Here is a 15,558-nt window from a genome sequence, read left to right on the forward strand (position 1 = left end):
TTGCCCGCCGGATCTCCCGGCGGGCAAGGTCGTGCATACCCGTTGACCCGCGTGATTTCAGGCAGGAACTGCGGTCGAGGCACCCCACGCAGCCCTCGGCCGCACTCATGCATCCGGCCTCTTGACAGACCCCCCGGCAGGCGGTTCCCGCCATTCGACGTACCATGGGGTAAGGCCGTGGCAGGTTTTCGCCCGGCCGAGGCGCGCGTGCCGGACCGTACGCGACGCCATCCACGATCCCGGGAGAAGCGCCGAAGTGCCCACGCGCCACGACATCCGTAACGTCGCCATCGTCGCCCACGTCGACCATGGCAAGACGACCATCGTCGATGCCATGCTCAAGCAGGCCGGTGCCTTCGCCGCCCACCAGCAGCTCGACGACCGCATGATGGACTCGAACGACCTGGAGCGTGAGAAGGGCATCACGATCCTCGCCAAGAACACGGCGGTGAAGTATCACCCCAAGGACGGCGGGGCCCCGATCACGATCAACATCATCGACACCCCCGGCCACGCCGACTTCGGTGGTGAGGTCGAGCGCGGTCTGTCGATGGTGGACGCCGTCGTCCTGCTGGTGGACGCCTCCGAGGGTCCGCTGCCCCAGACCCGCTTCGTCCTGCGCAAGGCCCTGCAGGCGAACATGCCGGTCATCCTCTGCATCAACAAGACGGACCGCCCGGACTCCCGGATCGACGAGGTCGTCAACGACACCTACGACCTGTTCCTGGACCTGGACGCCACCGAGGACCAGATCGAGTTCCCGATCGTCTACGCCTGCGGCCGTGACGGCATCGCCTCGCTGACCAAGCCGGAGGACGGCACCGTCCCCGCGGACAGCGACAGCCTGGAGCCGTTCTTCTCCACGATCCTGGAGCACGTCCCGGCCCCGACGTTCGACGACGAGGCCCCGCTGCAGGCCCACGTCACCAACCTCGACGCCGACAACTTCCTCGGCCGCATCGCGCTGCTCCGCGTCGAGCAGGGCGAGCTGCGCAAGGGCCAGACGGTCGCGTGGATCAAGCGTGACGGCTCGATCTCCAACGTGCGCATCACCGAGCTGATGATGACCGAGGCGCTCACCCGCAAGCCGGCCGAGGTGGCGGGCCCGGGCGACATCTGCGCGGTCGCCGGTATCCCCGACATCATGATCGGTGAGACCCTGGCCGACCCGGAGAACCCGATCGCGCTCCCGCTGATCTCGGTCGACGAGCCGGCGATCTCCATGACCATCGGTACGAACACCTCCCCGATGGTCGGCCGCGGCGGCACCGGCAAGGGCGCGGACGCCAAGTCCGCGGTCAAGGACCGCAAGGTCACCGCCCGCCAGGTCAAGGACCGCCTCGACCGCGAGCTCATCGGTAACGTCTCGCTGCGCGTCCTGGACACCGAGCGTCCGGACGCCTGGGAGGTCCAGGGCCGCGGTGAGCTCGCGCTCGCCATCCTGGTCGAGCAGATGCGCCGCGAGGGCTTCGAGCTCACCATCGGCAAGCCGCAGGTCGTCACGCAGGAGATCGACGGCAAGGTGCACGAGCCGGTCGAGCGCATGACGGTCGACGTCCCCGAGGAGCACATGGGCGCGGTCACGCAGCTCATGGGCGTCCGCAAGGGCCGCATGGACAACATGTCGAACCACGGCTCCGGTTGGGTCCGCATGGAGTTCGTCGTCCCGTCGCGCGGTCTCATCGGCTTTCGTACGGAGTTCCTGACGAACACCCGCGGTACGGGCATCGCCCACTCGATCCACGAGGGCCACGAGCCGTGGTTCGGCCAGCTGGTGACCCGTAACAACGGTTCCCTGGTCGCCGACCGCTCCGGTGCGGTCACGCCGTTCGCGATGATCAACCTGCAGGAGCGCGGTGTCCTGTTCACCGAGCCCGGTACCGAGGTGTACGAGGGCATGATCGTCGGCGAGAACTCGCGCTCCGACGACATGGACGTGAACATCACCAAGGAGAAGAAGCTCACCAACATGCGTGCGGCTTCCGCGGACAACACGGAGAACGTGATCCCGCCGCGCAAGCTGTCGCTGGAGCAGTCCCTGGAGTTCTGCCGCGACGACGAGTGCGTCGAGGTGACCCCGGAGGCCGTCCGCATCCGCAAGGTCGTCCTGGACCAGAAGGAGCGCTCGCGCACCGCGTCGCGCGCCAAGTCCGCCAAGTAACAACAGTCGTACGGCAGTTCGGCCCGAGTTTGCTCGGGCCGCGGCCGCGGCGGCCGCAACCGGCCACAGGGCCTGGTAAAGCAGCAGCCCCTCCCCTCACGGACTCCGTGAGGGGAGGGGCTGTTCGCTTCTGTCAAGCGGATTTTTGCGTTCAGGTGTCCGCATACCGACCGTGACACTCCGGAAGATGAGCTAACCGTCCGTTTCGCACGTGTCTGTCTCCTATCCGTTTGTCCGGATTTCGGGTTTCTGGCGCGGATCGATGTTGTGAAAACGAGACCACTTAAGTGTGGTTTACGGCCTGACCGTCCCTGAGGATGGCTCCATTGAGCTCGGGTCAATGGGTCACGCGATGTGGGGATCGCGCCGACTCACGAGCACACTATGGGCACGGAAATGCTCGCCGTCAGGGGTGTCGGCGAGGTTTTTTTGCCCCTCAAGTCGATCAGTGGACTCATGAGGAGGAAACCCATGCGCGGTGCCAAGAGCGCCAAGTGGGTCGTGGGCGCGGTTGTCGTCGCCCTGGCCGCTACCGCCTGTGGCGGCGGTGACGGTGACAGCAAGGACAAGGGCAGCGCCGACGGTGGCGTGTTCCGGCTCGGTAGCACGGAGCCGGACACCATCGACCCGGGGCGTGCCCACGAGTCCACCGGCGTGCTGCTGGCCAACGCCCTGTTCACCGGCCTGTACGGCAACACGCCGGACGGCCTGGCCGAGCCCGCGCTCGCCGAGTCGGCGACGTCGGACGAGGGTTGCACCTCCTGGACCTTCAAGATCAAGCCCGACACCAAGTTCTCCAACGGCGAGGTCGTCGACGCCGAGTCGTTCGCCCGTGGTTGGGCCCGTGCCGCGCACAAGGCCGCCGCGTCCGACGTGGCGTACCACTTCGCCGGCATCAAGGGTTACGAGCAGCTGCAGGACGGCTCCGCCAAGACCTTCTCCGGTGTCACCACGCCGGACCCGACCACCATCAAGGTCGACCTGTCGAAGGCGGACTGCGAGTTCGTCCTGAAGACGGCGCACAACGCCTACAGCCCGGTCCCGAAGGTCGCCAAGGTCGGCGAAGAGGACAAGGCGTTCGGCGAGGCCCCCATCGGTAACGGTCCGTTCAAGATGGACGGTACGTGGGAGCACAACAAGGCGATCAACCTCGTCCGCAACGACGACTACTCGCTGCAGAAGGCCTCCCTCGCGAAGGTCCAGGTCACGCTGCTCAACGACAAGACCGCGCAGCAGCTCGAGTACGACGGCTTCCAGGCCGGCACGTTCGACTACGCGCACATCCCGACGCCGATGCTGAAGACGGCCGAGGCGAAGTACAAGCCGCAGAACAAGTGGTTCGCCAAGGACACCAACGGCATGAACTTCGTTCTGCCGATCGGTGACAACGGTCCGACCAACAACAAGGACGCCCGTCTGGCGATCTCCTACGCGATCGACCGTCAGGCCATCGCCAAGGGTGTCTTCCAGGGCTACCAGACCCCGTCGACGACCATCGTGCCGCCGGCGTTCCCGAAGGCGTACCAGAAGGACCTGTGCACCTCCTGCGTCAAGCAGGACGTCGCCAAGGCCAAGGAGTACGCCGAGAAGGGCGGCCTGAAGCCGGGTACCGAGATCAAGTTCAGCTTCAACACCGGTGCGGGCCACGAAGAGTGGGTCCAGGCCATCGCGAAGCAGCTTGAGGACGTCCTCGGCCTGAAGGTCAAGCTGGACGGCAAGGACTTCCCGGGCATGCTCAAGGAGCAGCAGAGCCCGGGCGCGACCGGCATCTACCGCTTCGCGTGGGGCGCGGACTACCCGACCCCGGAGAACTTCCTGTTCCCGCTGCTGCACTCGGCGTCGATGAACAAGGACGCCGAGGGCAACGTGGCCGGTGACAACCGCGTCCGCTACAACAACCCGGCGTTCGACAAGCTGATCGACACCGCTCGTGCCACCAAGGACGAGGCCGCTCGTACGGCGATGTACAAGGAAGCCGAGAAGATGGCCATGGACGACATGGCCCTCATCCCGACCTTCAACCGTTCCCAGTTCCGCCTGATGGCGACCGACAAGTTCAACGGTCTGGACGACATCAACTTCAACGAGGACCCGATCCTCGAGAAGATCTCGCTCAAGAAGTAATCGGTTCGGACGGTATATCCGTCAGGAGCGAACGTGCCGCGGCCCCCGGGTGACCGGTGGGCCGCGGCCCCGCTCGGCAGGCCGTTTTCACTTCGGCACCCCTCACATCCGCGGGCAATCCCCGCTGGCCGAGAGCCGGCCCGTTCCTTGGGTCGGAGGCCGCTGCTCCCAGAAGCGGCCAGGTAGAGAGGCACAAACATGGGAAGGTACGTCGCCCGTCGCCTCGGGCAGATGGTCATAGTCCTCATCGGCGCGACCATGGTTCTGTTCGCGTGTCTGTTCGTTCTCCCCGGTGACCCCGTGGGTTCGATCGCGGGCAGCGACAAGGCACGCGACCCCGCAGTGGTCGCGGAACTGAAGGCGCGTTACGGGCTCGACAAGTCGCTGCCCGAGCAGTACGTGAACTACGTCGCGAAGGTCGCGACCGGAGACCTCGGTGAGGACTTCATCCAGCGGCGCGAGGTTTCCGAGATCCTCGGCCCGAAGCTGCAGAACACCGCGAAGCTGGCCCTGCTGGCCATCGTTCTCGTCACGGCGTTCGGCATGGGCGTGGGCATCATCTCCGCGCTCTACAGATACAGCATGCTGGACATGACCACGACGTTTTTCACGACCATGGCGGTCGGTTTCCCAACCTTCGTCATCGGCATGCTGCTCAAGAAGTACTTTGCCGTCGAACTCGGCTGGTTCCCCCCGATGAGCGGTGATCAGCTCGACGGCATGATCCTTCCCGCGGTCACCCTCGCCATCACCGACATCGCCTTCGTGGCCCGCCTCACCCGCGGCACGATGCTCGAGGTGCTGCGCGCGGACTACGTGAAGACGGCCGTGGCCAAGGGACTTCCGCGCCGGCGTGTGCTGTTCAAGCACGTGCTCCGCAACTCGTCCATTCCCGTGGTCACCTACCTGGGTATCTCGTTCGGCGGACTCCTCGGTGGTGCGCTCATCACCGAGGCGATCTTCAACTGGGACGGTGTCGGTCTGGCACTGGTTCAGGCGATTCAGCAGCAGAACAACCCGATCGTGGTCGGCGTCGTGACGTACAGCGTCGCCATCTTCGTCGTCCTCAGCCTCATCGTGGACCTGCTGTACGCGGCCCTCGACCCGCGTATCCGCCTCAGCTGACCGCCCCCAAGGAGGATTTCCTCATGTCTGAGCTCGCAACGAGCCCGGCGATCGGGGACGAGAACCCCGTGTCGTCCGCTTCGGCCAAGGCCGAACCCGCACCCAAGCAACTGACCCAGTGGGGCGAGATCCGCCACCGCTTCGTTCAGAACAAGCTGGCCGTCGTCGGCCTCGTGATCATCACCCTGCTGTTCCTGACCGCCATCTTCGGGGACATGCTCGCCCCGTTCGACCCCGGTGCGCAGGACCTGGAGAAGACCCTGGTCGCGCCCAACGGCACCCACTGGATGGGCACCGACGCCCTGGGCCGCGACATGTTCTCGCGCCTCATAGCCGGTACCCGTGTGGCCATGTTCGTCGGCCTCGCCTCGATCTTCTTCGCGGTGCTGATCGGTGTCATCCTCGGCGCCATCGCCGGCTACTTCCCCGGCTTCGCCGACACCCTCGTCATGCGCGTCGCGGACGTCTTCCTCGCGTTCCCGCTGATGATCGGTGCCATCGTCATCATCCTGGTCACCGGTCGTGGCATCACCCCGGTGATCATCTCGCTCGCGATCTTCTCGTGGGCCACCGTGGCCAGGCTCCTGCGCAGCTCGATCCTGTCCGTGCGCGAGATGGACTACGTCCACGCGGCCAAGGCACTGGGCGCGAGCGGCTGGCGCATCGTGCGCACGCACATCCTGCCCAACTCGCTGACCGCCGTGCTCGTCTACGCGACCTTCAACGTCGGCACCACGATCGTCGGCGTCGCGGCGCTCTCCTTCCTCGGCGCCGGTGTTCCCGTCGACGTCCCGGAGTGGGGCAACATGCTGGCGGCCGGCCAGGGCTTCATCGGCGTCAACGACTACCTGTGGTACTTCCCCAGCCTCTTCGTCGTCGTCACCGTGCTCGGCTTCGCCTTCGTCGGCGACGGCCTGCGTGACGCACTCGACCCGAAGCTCCGGTAGGGCCGCCCGATGCCCCGAGACAACATCAGCAAGCAGGACGAAGGTGGCGGCGTGACCACGTCGGAGATTCTCAGCGTTGCGGAGACGGGCGGCGGATCCGCCGTGCCGCTGCTGGAGGTGGACAACCTCCAGGTCGAGTTCAAGACCCGTGACGGGGTCGCCAAGGCCGTCAACGGCGTGAGCTACAGCGTCAACGCCGGCGAGACCCTCGCCGTGCTCGGCGAGTCCGGCTCCGGCAAGTCCGTCACCGCCCAGGCGATCATGGGCATCCTCGACAGCCCGCCCGGACGCGTGTCCGGCGGCGAGGTGCGCTTCCACGGCAAGGACATCCTCAAGATGTCCGACGAGGAGCGCCGTAAGCTCCGCGGCGACAAGATGGCGATGATCTTCCAGGACGCGCTGTCCTCGCTGAACCCCGTCTACTCGGTGGGCGACCAGCTCGGCGAGATGTTCCGGGTCCACCGCGGAGCTTCCAAGAAGGAAGCGAAGCTCAAGGCCATCGAGCTCATGGACCGCGTGAAGATCCCCGCCGCCAAGGCGCGCGTGGGTGACTACCCGCACCAGTTCTCCGGCGGTATGCGCCAGCGCATCATGATCGCCATGGCGCTGGCCCTGGAGCCGGACCTGATCATCGCCGACGAGCCGACCACGGCCCTCGACGTGACGGTCCAGGCGCAGGTCATGGACCTGCTCGCGGAGCTCCAGCGCGAGATGAACATGGGCCTGATCCTGATCACCCACGACCTCGGCGTCGTCGCCGACGTCGCGGACAAGATCGCGGTCATGTACGCGGGCCGGATCGTCGAGACCGCTCCGGTCCACGAGATCTACAAGCGACCTTCCCACCCGTACACCCGTGGCCTGCTGGACTCGATCCCGCGCCTGGACCAGAAGGGCCAGGAGCTCTACGCGATCAAGGGTCTGCCGCCCAACCTGCTCCGCATTCCCTCGGGTTGCGCCTTCAGCCCCCGCTGCCCCAAGGCGCAGGACATCTGCCGCACCGAGATCCCGGTGCTGCACCCGGTCACCGAGCAGGACGGCACCGAACTGCCCGGCCGCGGCAGCGCGTGCCACTTCTGGAAGGACCAGATCCATGGCTGAGCTCACCAAGAACGCCACCGAGCGCGAGCCGATCCTCCAGGTCCGTAACCTGGTCAAGCACTTCCCGCTGACCCAGGGAATCCTGTTCAAGAAGCAGGTCGGTGCGGTCAAGGCGGTCGACGGGGTCTCCTTCGACCTGTACCAGGGCGAGACCCTCGGCATCGTCGGCGAGTCCGGCTGTGGCAAGTCCACGGTCGCCAAGCTCCTGATGAACCTGGAGCGGGCCACCGCGGGCGAGGTCTTCTACAAGGGCCAGGACATCACCAAGCTGTCCGGCCGCGCGCTGAAGGCCGTGCGCCGCAACATCCAGATGGTGTTCCAGGACCCGTACACCTCGCTGAACCCGCGCATGACGGTCGGCGACATCATCGGGGAGACCTTCGAGATCCACCCCGAGGTGGCCCCGAAGGGCGACCGGCGCCGCAAGGTCCAGGAGCTCCTGGACGTCGTGGGCCTGAACCCGGAGTACATCAACCGGTACCCGCACCAGTTCTCCGGCGGCCAGCGCCAGCGCATCGGCATCGCCCGCGGCCTCGCCCTGCAGCCCGAGATCATCATCTGCGACGAGCCGGTCTCCGCGCTCGACGTGTCGGTGCAGGCCCAGGTCATCAACCTGATGGAGAAGCTGCAGGACGAGTTCAACCTCTCCTACCTCTTCATCGCGCACGACCTCTCGATCGTCCGGCACATCTCGGACCGCGTGGGCGTCATGTACCTCGGCAAGATGGCCGAGATCGGCACCGACGCCCAGATCTACGAGCACCCGACCCACCCGTACACCCAGGCGCTGCTGTCCGCCGTCCCGGTCCCGGACCCGGACGCGCGCGAGGGCCGCGAGCGGATCATCCTCACCGGTGACGTACCGTCCCCGGCCAACCCGCCGTCGGGCTGCCGTTTCCGCACCCGCTGCTGGAAGGCCCAGGACAAGTGCTCCACCGAGGAGCCGCTGCTGGCGATCCCGGAGCGCTTCAAGGGCGTGAACACGCTGGCCGCGCACGATTCCGCGTGCCACTTCGCCGAGGAGAAGGCCATCCTGGCCGTCTGACCGGCGCGTTCCTTCCCGACGGCCGGCTCCCGGTGCCTCACGGCGCCGGGAGCCGGCCGTTCGCGTACCCGTCGACCGGAGCCGGGGGAAACCGGTTGCGTGCCCGGGATCCGGGGACGGAGAGTGACGGCATGACCCTCACCGTACGGGCCGCCGGGCCCGGGGACGCGTCCGACATCTGCGCGCTGCTCAACGCCGTCGACGTGATCGAGATCGGCCGCCCGGAGACCGATCTGGGCACTGTCGAGTCCGACCTCAACGCCCCCGACGTGGACCTGGCCACCGACTCCTGGCTCGCCTTCCAGGGCGGGAGACTCGTCGCCTACGCCCTCGTCTGGGCGGACTCCGGCCCGGGGCGCGTCGACGGGGACCACTACGTGCTGCCCGGCCACCACGAGGCCGCCGGCCTGCTGCTGGAGCGCATGGAGGCCAGGGCCCGGGAGCTGTCCGGCGGGCCCGGCGTCCTGAGGCTCCAGCTCAACGTGAAGCCCACCCTCGACCTCTCCCTCCTCAGCGGGCGCGGCTACCGCACCATCCGGCGCTACCAGGTCATGACCCGCGCGCTGTCCCCGGCCGCCGATCCGGCACCGGTCCCGCCGGCCGGGCTCACCCTGCGGCACTGCGCCGACGACGAGGCCGACCGTCACCGGGCCCACGCCCTGGTCGAGCGGACCTTCGCCGCGCACTTCGGCCACGTGGACCGCCCGTACGAGACCTGGCTCGACCACATAGACGGCCGCAAGATCGACTGGTCGCTGGTGTGGATCGCGAGCCTGCCCGGCCACGGCGACGCGGCCGTGCTGCTCACGCGGGACGACCGTACGAGCATGGCCTGGGTCAGCCACATCGGCGTGGCCGAGGAGGTGCGCGGCCGGGGCGTCGGCGGTTTCCTGCTGCGCCACTGCTTCGCCGTCTACGCGGAGCGCGGCCGGGACTGCGTGGGTCTCGGGGTGGACACGCACAACGTGACCGGCGCGCTCGCACTGTACGAGGCGCACGGCATGGGCCTGCACTACGCGGTCGACTCGTGGGAGCTCGTGTTGCACCCCCAGGGGTGACAGGGGCGTGACGCGCGGGTGCAATCGGTCCAACCAGGAGTGTGCGGAGCCCCACATAGGGTGACATAGGCCCCTAAGCGAGTCTTGGGATCCCTAGGAGGCACTCCATGCGCGGAGCCACCCACGCCACGTGGGCCGCATGTGCGGTGGCCGTCGCCCTCGCGGCGACGGCCTGCGGCGGCGGCAGCGACAGCGGCGGAGGCGGCGAGGCGGGAATCGTCAGCTCCTCGTGGGGCGACCCGCAGAACCCGCTGGAGCCCGCCAACACCAACGAGGTGCAGGGCGGCAAGGTGCTCGACATGCTCTTCCGGGGCCTCAAGCGCTACGACCCGAAGACCGGCGAGGCCCTCGACATGGTCGCCGAGAAGATCGAGACGACGGACAGTCAGAACTTCACCATCACGCTGAAGGACGGCTGGAAGTTCAGCAACGACGAGCCGGTCACCGCGCAGTCCTTCGTCGACGCCTGGAACTACGGCGCGGACGTGCGCAACAAGCAGAACAACTCGCCGTTCTTCTCCGACATCGTCGGCTACGCGGACGTCCACCCCGCCTCCGGTGAGCCCAAGGCCAAGACGATGTCCGGACTGGTCGTCAAGAACGACAAGACCTTCACGGTCGCCCTGAAGAACAAGTTCTCCACCTGGCCCGAGACCCTCGGCTACCAGGCCTTCTCCCCCCTGCCCAAGGCCTTCTTCACCGACCACGCCGCCTGGCTGGACAAGCCGATCGGCAACGGCCCGTACACGGTGGACTCGTACACCAAGGGCACCGGTATGAAGCTGCGCAAGTGGGACACCTACCCCGGCCCGGACAAGGCGCAGAACGGTGGTGTGGACCTGAAGGTCTACACCGACAACAACACCGCCTACACCGACCTGATCTCCGGCAACCTCGACCTCGTCGACGACATCCCGGCGCAGCAGCTCAAGAACGTCAAGAACGACCTCGGTGACCGGTACATCAACCAGCCGGCCCTCATCATCCAGACCCTCACCTTCCCGCTGTACGACCCGCAGTGGAGCAAGGAAGGGATGGAGAACGTCCGGATCGGCATCTCGCGGGCCATCAACCGCGACGAGATCACCAAGCAGATCTTCCGCGAGACCCGCACCCCGGCCAAGGACTGGACCTCCCCGGCCCTCGGCGAGAAGGGCGGCTTCTCCTCCACGGTCTGCGGCGACGCCTGCGTCTACGACCCGGCCGCGGCCAAGAAGCTCATCACGGACGCCGGCGGGCTCCCCGGCGGCAAGGTCACGCTGACCTCCAACGTGGACACCGGCTCGCACCGCGACTGGATGGACGCCGTCTGCAACAGCATCAACAACGCGCTGGGCGAGGGCCCGGTCTGCACGGTCAACCCGGTCGGCACCTTCGCGGACTTCCGCAACCAGCAGAGCAGCTTCAAGCTGACCGGTCCCTTCCGCTCCGGCTGGCAGGCCGACTACCCCCTGATCCAGAACTTCCTCCAGCCGCTCTACTACACAGGGGCCTCCTCCAACTACGGGAAGTTCAGCAACCCGGAGTTCGACAAGCTCGTCGACGAGGCCAACCAGGAGAGCGACCCGGCCAAGGCCGTCGCGAAGTTCCAGGACTCCGAGAAGATCCTCGCGGCGCAGATGCCGTCGATCCCGCTCTGGTACCAGAACGGCAGCGCGGGCTACGCGGAGCGGCTCTCGGACGTCGCGCTCAACCAGTTCAGCGTCCCCGTGTACGACCAGATCAAGGTCGGCTGACCCGCGTTTCGGATCGATCCTGGAGCAGTCCATGGGACGTTACGTGATCCGGCGGCTGCTCCAGATGATCCCGGTGTTCATCGGCAGCACGTTCCTGATCTTCTTCATGGTGTACGCGCTCGGTGACCCGGTCGCGGCCCTCTTCGGCGACAAGGCGCCCGACCCCGCCACCGCCGCGCGCATCCGCAAGGACCTCTTCCTCGACCAGCCCCTGTGGAAGCAGTACCTCCACTACATGGGCCAGATCTTCCAGGGCGACTTCGGCACGGCCTTCAACGGCCAGCCGGTCACCGAGCTGATGGCCAGCGCCTTCCCCGTCACCCTGCGCCTGACCATCGTGGCGATCTTCTTCGAGATCGTCATCGGCATCACCCTCGGCGTGGTCAGCGGCCTGCGCCGAGGCAAGTCCGTCGACACCACCGTCCTGGTGCTCACCCTCGTCGTCATCTCCGTACCGACGTTCGTGACGGGCTACCTGCTCCAGTACCTCTTCGGCGTCAAATGGGGCTGGGTGCGGCCGACCGTCTCCCCGGACGCCCCCTTCAACGAACTGATCCTGCCCGGCATCGTGCTCGCGCTGGTCTCCCTCGCCTACGTCACCCGGCTCTCGCGCACCTCCATCGCCGAGAACGTCAAGGCCGACTACGTGCGCACGGCCGTCGCCAAGGGCCTGCCGCGCCGGCGCGTCGTCACCCGCCACCTCCTGCGCAACTCGCTCATCCCCGTCATCACCTTCATCGGCACCGACATCGGCGCCCTGATGGGCGGCGCCATCGTCACCGAGCGGATCTTCAACATCCACGGCGTCGGATACCAGCTCTACCAGGGGATCCTGCGCAACAACTCCCCGACGGTGGTCGGCTTCGTGACCATCCTCGTCATCGTCTTCCTGCTGGCGAACCTGCTCGTCGACCTGCTGTACGCGGTCCTGGACCCGAGGATCCGGTATGCCTGACCCCGAGCGTCCCGAAGGGCCCGGCGGCTACGATCCCGTCGGCCCCCGCCCGCACGAGGCCGTCTCCCCGACCGGCCAGGGCGGACCCATAGACCTGGCCATCGAGGCGGCCGAGAGCGTCGAGGGCATCGAGAAGACGGCCGCGCCGGGCGGGACGGGCCCCGGCCACAAGCCCCGCTCCCTGTGGTCCGACGCCTGGCACCAGCTGCGCCGCAACCCCGTCTTCGTCATCTCCTCGCTGATGATCCTCTTCCTCGTGGTCATCGCGATCTGGCCGCAGCTCATCGCGAGCGGCGACCCGCTGCAGTGCGACCTGTCCAAATCGCAGCAGGGCTCCTCACCGGGCCACCCCTTCGGCTACGACACCCAGGGCTGCGACGTGTACACCCGTACCGTCTACGGGGCCCGCGCCTCCATCACCGTCGGCGTCTGCGCCACCCTCGGCGCCGCGCTGCTCGGCGCGCTGCTCGGCGGGCTCGCCGGGTTCTTCGGCGGGTGGGGCGACGCGCTGCTCTCCCGGGTCGCCGACATCTTCTTCGGTATCCCCGTCGTCCTCGGCGGCCTGGTCTTCCTGTCCGTGGTCACCAGCACCACCGTCTGGCCGGTGGTCGGATTCATCGTGCTCCTCGGCTGGCCGCAGATCGCCCGCATCGGCCGCGGTTCCGTCATCACCGCCAAGCAGAACGACTACGTCCAGGCGGCCCGGGCGCTGGGCGCCGGGAACGGCCGGATGATGCTCCGGCACGTGGCGCCCAACGCCGTCGCCCCGGTCATCGTCGTCGCGACCATCGCGCTCGGCACCTACATCGCCCTGGAAGCCACCCTGTCCTTCCTCGGCGTCGGCCTGCGCCCGCCCACCGTCTCCTGGGGCATCGACATCTCCAACGCGGCCTCGCAGATCCGCAACGCCCCCCACATGCTGCTCTGGCCGGCGGGCGCGCTGAGCCTGACCGTGCTCGCCTTCATCATGCTCGGCGACGCGGTGCGCGACGCCCTCGACCCCAAGCTGCGCTGAGGAGCCCCGGACATGCTGCTCGAAGTCCGCGACCTGCACGTGGAATTCAAGACGCGCGACGGAGTCGCCAAGGCCGTCAACGGCGTCGACTACTCGGTGGCCGAGGGCGAGACGCTGGCCGTGCTCGGCGAGTCGGGCTCCGGCAAGTCGGTCACCGCCCAGGCCGTGATGGGCATCCTCGACACGCCCCCGGGCCGGATCGCGGGCGGCGAGATCCTCTTCAAGGGCAGGGACCTCCTGAAGATGAAGGAGGAGGAGCGGCGCAGGATCCGCGGCGCCGAGATGGCGATGATCTTCCAGGACGCGCTCTCCTCCCTGAACCCGGTCCTGAGCGTGGGCGCGCAGCTCGGCGAGATGTACGAGGTGCACCGCGGGATGTCCCGCAAGGACGCCAGGGGCAGGGCCGTCGAGCTGATGGACCGGGTGAAGATCCCGGCGGCGAAGGAGCGGGTGGGGGACTACCCGCACCAGTTCTCGGGCGGCATGCGCCAGCGCATCATGATCGCCATGGCGCTGGCCCTGGAGCCCTCGCTGATCATCGCGGACGAGCCGACGACGGCCCTGGACGTCACCGTCCAGGCCCAGGTGATGGACCTGCTCGCGGAGCTCCAGCGCGAGCTGAACATGGGCCTCATCCTGATCACCCACGACCTCGGCGTGGTCGCGGACGTGGCCGACAAGATCGCGGTCATGTACGCGGGCCGGATCGTCGAGGCGGCCCCGGTCCACGAGATCTACAAGGCGCCCGCGCACCCGTACACGCGCGGCCTGCTGGACTCGATCCCGCGCCTGGACCAGAAGGGCCAGGAGCTGTACGCCATCAAGGGACTGCCGCCGAACCTGGTGGCCATCCCGCCCGGCTGCGCCTTCAACCCGCGCTGCCCGATGGCGCAGGCGGTGTGCCGCACCGACGTCCCGCCGCTGTACCGGGTGACCGAGTCCCCGGTGGAGCGGACCAGCGCCTGCCACTTCTGGAAGGAGTGCCTCCATGGCTGAGTCCCTGCTGGAGGTGAAGGACCTGGTCAAGCACTATCCGCTGACCCGGGGCATCGTCTTCCGCAAGCAGGTCGGCGCGGTCAAGGCGGTCGACGGGGTCTCCTTCGGCCTGCGTGCCGGTGAGACGCTCGGCATCGTCGGCGAGTCCGGCTGCGGGAAGTCCACCGTGGCCAAGATGCTGGTCAACCTGGAGCGGCCGACGGCGGGGGTGATCGCGTACAAGGGCGAGGACATCACCAGGCTGTCGGGGCGGGCCCTGAAGGCCGTGCGCCGCAACATCCAGATGGTGTTCCAGGACCCGTACACCTCGCTGAACCCGCGCATGACGGTCGGCGACATCATCGGGGAGCCGTTCGAGATCCACCCCGAGGTGGCGCCCAAGGGCTCGCGGCGGCAACGCGTCCAGGAGCTCCTGGACGTCGTGGGACTGAATCCGGAGTACATCAACCGCTACCCGCACCAGTTCTCCGGCGGCCAGCGCCAGCGCATCGGCATCGCCCGCGGCCTCGCCCTCCAGCCCGAGATCATCGTCGCCGACGAGCCCGTCTCGGCGCTGGACGTCTCCGTCCAGGCCCAGGTGATCAACCTGCTGGACCGGCTGCAGAGCGATTTCGACCTGTCCTACGTCTTCATCGCGCACGACCTCTCGATCGTCCGGCACATCTCCGACCGGGTCGGCGTCATGTACCTGGGCCGGATCGTCGAGATCGGCACCGACAGCCAGATCTACGACCACCCGACGCACCCGTACACCCAGGCGCTGCTCTCGGCCGTCCCGGTCCCCGATCCGGAGGCCCGCGCCCACCGCGAGCGGATCATCCTCACCGGTGACGTCCCGTCCCCGGCCAACCCGCCGTCGGGCTGCCCCTTCCGCACCCGCTGCTGGAAGGCGGAGCCCCGCTGCACGGCGGAGGTCCCGCTGCTGGCGGTTCCGCAGGTCTTCCCCTCGGGCCCGGCGGCGCACCCGTCGGCCTGCCACTTCGCGGCGGAGAAACAGGTGGTCCCGCCGTCGGACCAGCCGCCACCGCCGTCCCCCCTGGCGAAGGAGTAGTCGCCGACCGATCATTTCCGGCCACGGCTGCGCGGCGGGCGGCGCGGGGCGGGAATGCCCGGCAACTCCGTTAACGTGAGGGCAACTTGACCGTTTCTGCCCCGAGATCTGGGGCGTGCAGTCTGGACGGCGTGCGGCCGTGCGGGTGCCGACGGCCGGCCGGGGAGGCGTACGGCCTCGCCGGCCGGCCTCCCCGTGCCCCCACTCATGCGCGGCATGCGCCCCTCGTGCTGCCGGATTTCGA

At 67.8% G+C, this 15,558-nt stretch carries 12 protein-coding genes; all 12 read left to right on the forward strand.

The features are described from left to right. Positions 1-256: 256 nt before the first annotated feature. Positions 257-2,161 (forward strand): translational GTPase TypA, encoded by a 1,905-nt coding sequence (gene typA, locus DEJ51_RS21610; protein WP_150259062.1) that lies wholly within the window; start codon positions 257-259, stop codon positions 2,159-2,161. A 471-nt stretch (positions 2,162-2,632) separates the two neighbouring features. Next, the gene (locus tag DEJ51_RS21615) at positions 2,633-4,285 is read left to right on the forward strand and encodes an ABC transporter substrate-binding protein (protein ID WP_223835918.1); all 1,653 of its coding nucleotides are present in this window, start codon (positions 2,633-2,635) and stop codon (positions 4,283-4,285) included. A gap of 198 nt (positions 4,286-4,483) precedes the next feature. Then, positions 4,484-5,410: an ABC transporter permease gene (locus DEJ51_RS21620; protein WP_150259064.1), complete on the forward strand. Its 927-nt coding sequence runs from the start codon at positions 4,484-4,486 to the stop codon at positions 5,408-5,410. Positions 5,411-5,433: 23 nt separating this feature from the next. Beyond that, a complete protein-coding gene (locus DEJ51_RS21625; protein ID WP_150259065.1) occupies positions 5,434-6,357 on the forward strand; it encodes an ABC transporter permease in 924 nt (307 codons plus the stop codon). A 51-nt stretch (positions 6,358-6,408) separates the two neighbouring features. Next, the gene (locus DEJ51_RS21630; protein WP_223835919.1) at positions 6,409-7,458 is read left to right on the forward strand and encodes an ABC transporter ATP-binding protein; all 1,050 of its coding nucleotides are present in this window, start codon (positions 6,409-6,411) and stop codon (positions 7,456-7,458) included. Then, complete coding sequence (locus DEJ51_RS21635) at positions 7,451-8,503, forward strand: ABC transporter ATP-binding protein (protein WP_150259067.1); 1,053 nt, start codon at positions 7,451-7,453, stop codon at positions 8,501-8,503. Before DEJ51_RS21630 ends, DEJ51_RS21635 begins: the two co-directional genes overlap by 8 nt. Before the next feature lie 131 nt (positions 8,504-8,634). Continuing rightward, positions 8,635-9,561 (forward strand): GNAT family N-acetyltransferase, encoded by a 927-nt coding sequence (locus DEJ51_RS21640; RefSeq protein ID WP_150259068.1) that lies wholly within the window; start codon positions 8,635-8,637, stop codon positions 9,559-9,561. A gap of 107 nt (positions 9,562-9,668) precedes the next feature. Beyond that, positions 9,669-11,297 carry an ABC transporter substrate-binding protein gene (locus tag DEJ51_RS21645; RefSeq protein WP_150259069.1) on the forward strand — a complete coding sequence of 543 codons (1,629 nt, stop codon included), beginning with the start codon at positions 9,669-9,671 and terminating at the stop codon, positions 11,295-11,297. Between the two features lie 31 nt (positions 11,298-11,328). Continuing rightward, positions 11,329-12,252 carry an ABC transporter permease gene (locus DEJ51_RS21650; RefSeq protein WP_150259070.1) on the forward strand — a complete coding sequence of 308 codons (924 nt, stop codon included), beginning with the start codon at positions 11,329-11,331 and terminating at the stop codon, positions 12,250-12,252. Further along, the gene (locus tag DEJ51_RS21655; protein ID WP_150259071.1) at positions 12,245-13,267 is read left to right on the forward strand and encodes an ABC transporter permease; all 1,023 of its coding nucleotides are present in this window, start codon (positions 12,245-12,247) and stop codon (positions 13,265-13,267) included. Before DEJ51_RS21650 ends, DEJ51_RS21655 begins: the two co-directional genes overlap by 8 nt. Before the next feature lie 12 nt (positions 13,268-13,279). Next, complete coding sequence (locus tag DEJ51_RS21660) at positions 13,280-14,263, forward strand: ABC transporter ATP-binding protein (protein WP_150259072.1); 984 nt, start codon at positions 13,280-13,282, stop codon at positions 14,261-14,263. Further along, the gene (locus DEJ51_RS21665) at positions 14,256-15,314 is read left to right on the forward strand and encodes an ABC transporter ATP-binding protein (RefSeq protein WP_150259073.1); all 1,059 of its coding nucleotides are present in this window, start codon (positions 14,256-14,258) and stop codon (positions 15,312-15,314) included. The genes DEJ51_RS21660 and DEJ51_RS21665 overlap by 8 nt, the downstream gene beginning before the upstream one ends. Positions 15,315-15,558 lie beyond the last annotated feature (244 nt).

Source organism: Streptomyces venezuelae, assembly GCF_008642275.1.
Taxonomy (GTDB): domain Bacteria; phylum Actinomycetota; class Actinomycetes; order Streptomycetales; family Streptomycetaceae; genus Streptomyces; species Streptomyces venezuelae_E.

What these genes read in the sequence shown, in the direction of transcription:
- DEJ51_RS21615 (WP_223835918.1), top strand. Translation starts at nt 2,633, where the DNA reads ATGCGCGGTGCCAAGAGCGCCAAGTGGGTCGTGGGCGCGGTTGTCGTC.
- DEJ51_RS21620 (WP_150259064.1), top strand. Translation starts at nt 4,484, where the DNA reads ATGGGAAGGTACGTCGCCCGTCGCCTCGGGCAGATGGTCATAGTCCTC.
- DEJ51_RS21625 (WP_150259065.1), top strand. Translation starts at nt 5,434, where the DNA reads ATGTCTGAGCTCGCAACGAGCCCGGCGATCGGGGACGAGAACCCCGTG.
- DEJ51_RS21635 (WP_150259067.1), top strand. Translation starts at nt 7,451, where the DNA reads ATGGCTGAGCTCACCAAGAACGCCACCGAGCGCGAGCCGATCCTCCAG.
- DEJ51_RS21640 (WP_150259068.1), top strand. Translation starts at nt 8,635, where the DNA reads ATGACCCTCACCGTACGGGCCGCCGGGCCCGGGGACGCGTCCGACATC.
- DEJ51_RS21645 (WP_150259069.1), top strand. Translation starts at nt 9,669, where the DNA reads ATGCGCGGAGCCACCCACGCCACGTGGGCCGCATGTGCGGTGGCCGTC.
- DEJ51_RS21650 (WP_150259070.1), top strand. Translation starts at nt 11,329, where the DNA reads ATGGGACGTTACGTGATCCGGCGGCTGCTCCAGATGATCCCGGTGTTC.
- DEJ51_RS21655 (WP_150259071.1), top strand. Translation starts at nt 12,245, where the DNA reads ATGCCTGACCCCGAGCGTCCCGAAGGGCCCGGCGGCTACGATCCCGTC.
- DEJ51_RS21660 (WP_150259072.1), top strand. Translation starts at nt 13,280, where the DNA reads ATGCTGCTCGAAGTCCGCGACCTGCACGTGGAATTCAAGACGCGCGAC.
- DEJ51_RS21665 (WP_150259073.1), top strand. Translation starts at nt 14,256, where the DNA reads ATGGCTGAGTCCCTGCTGGAGGTGAAGGACCTGGTCAAGCACTATCCG.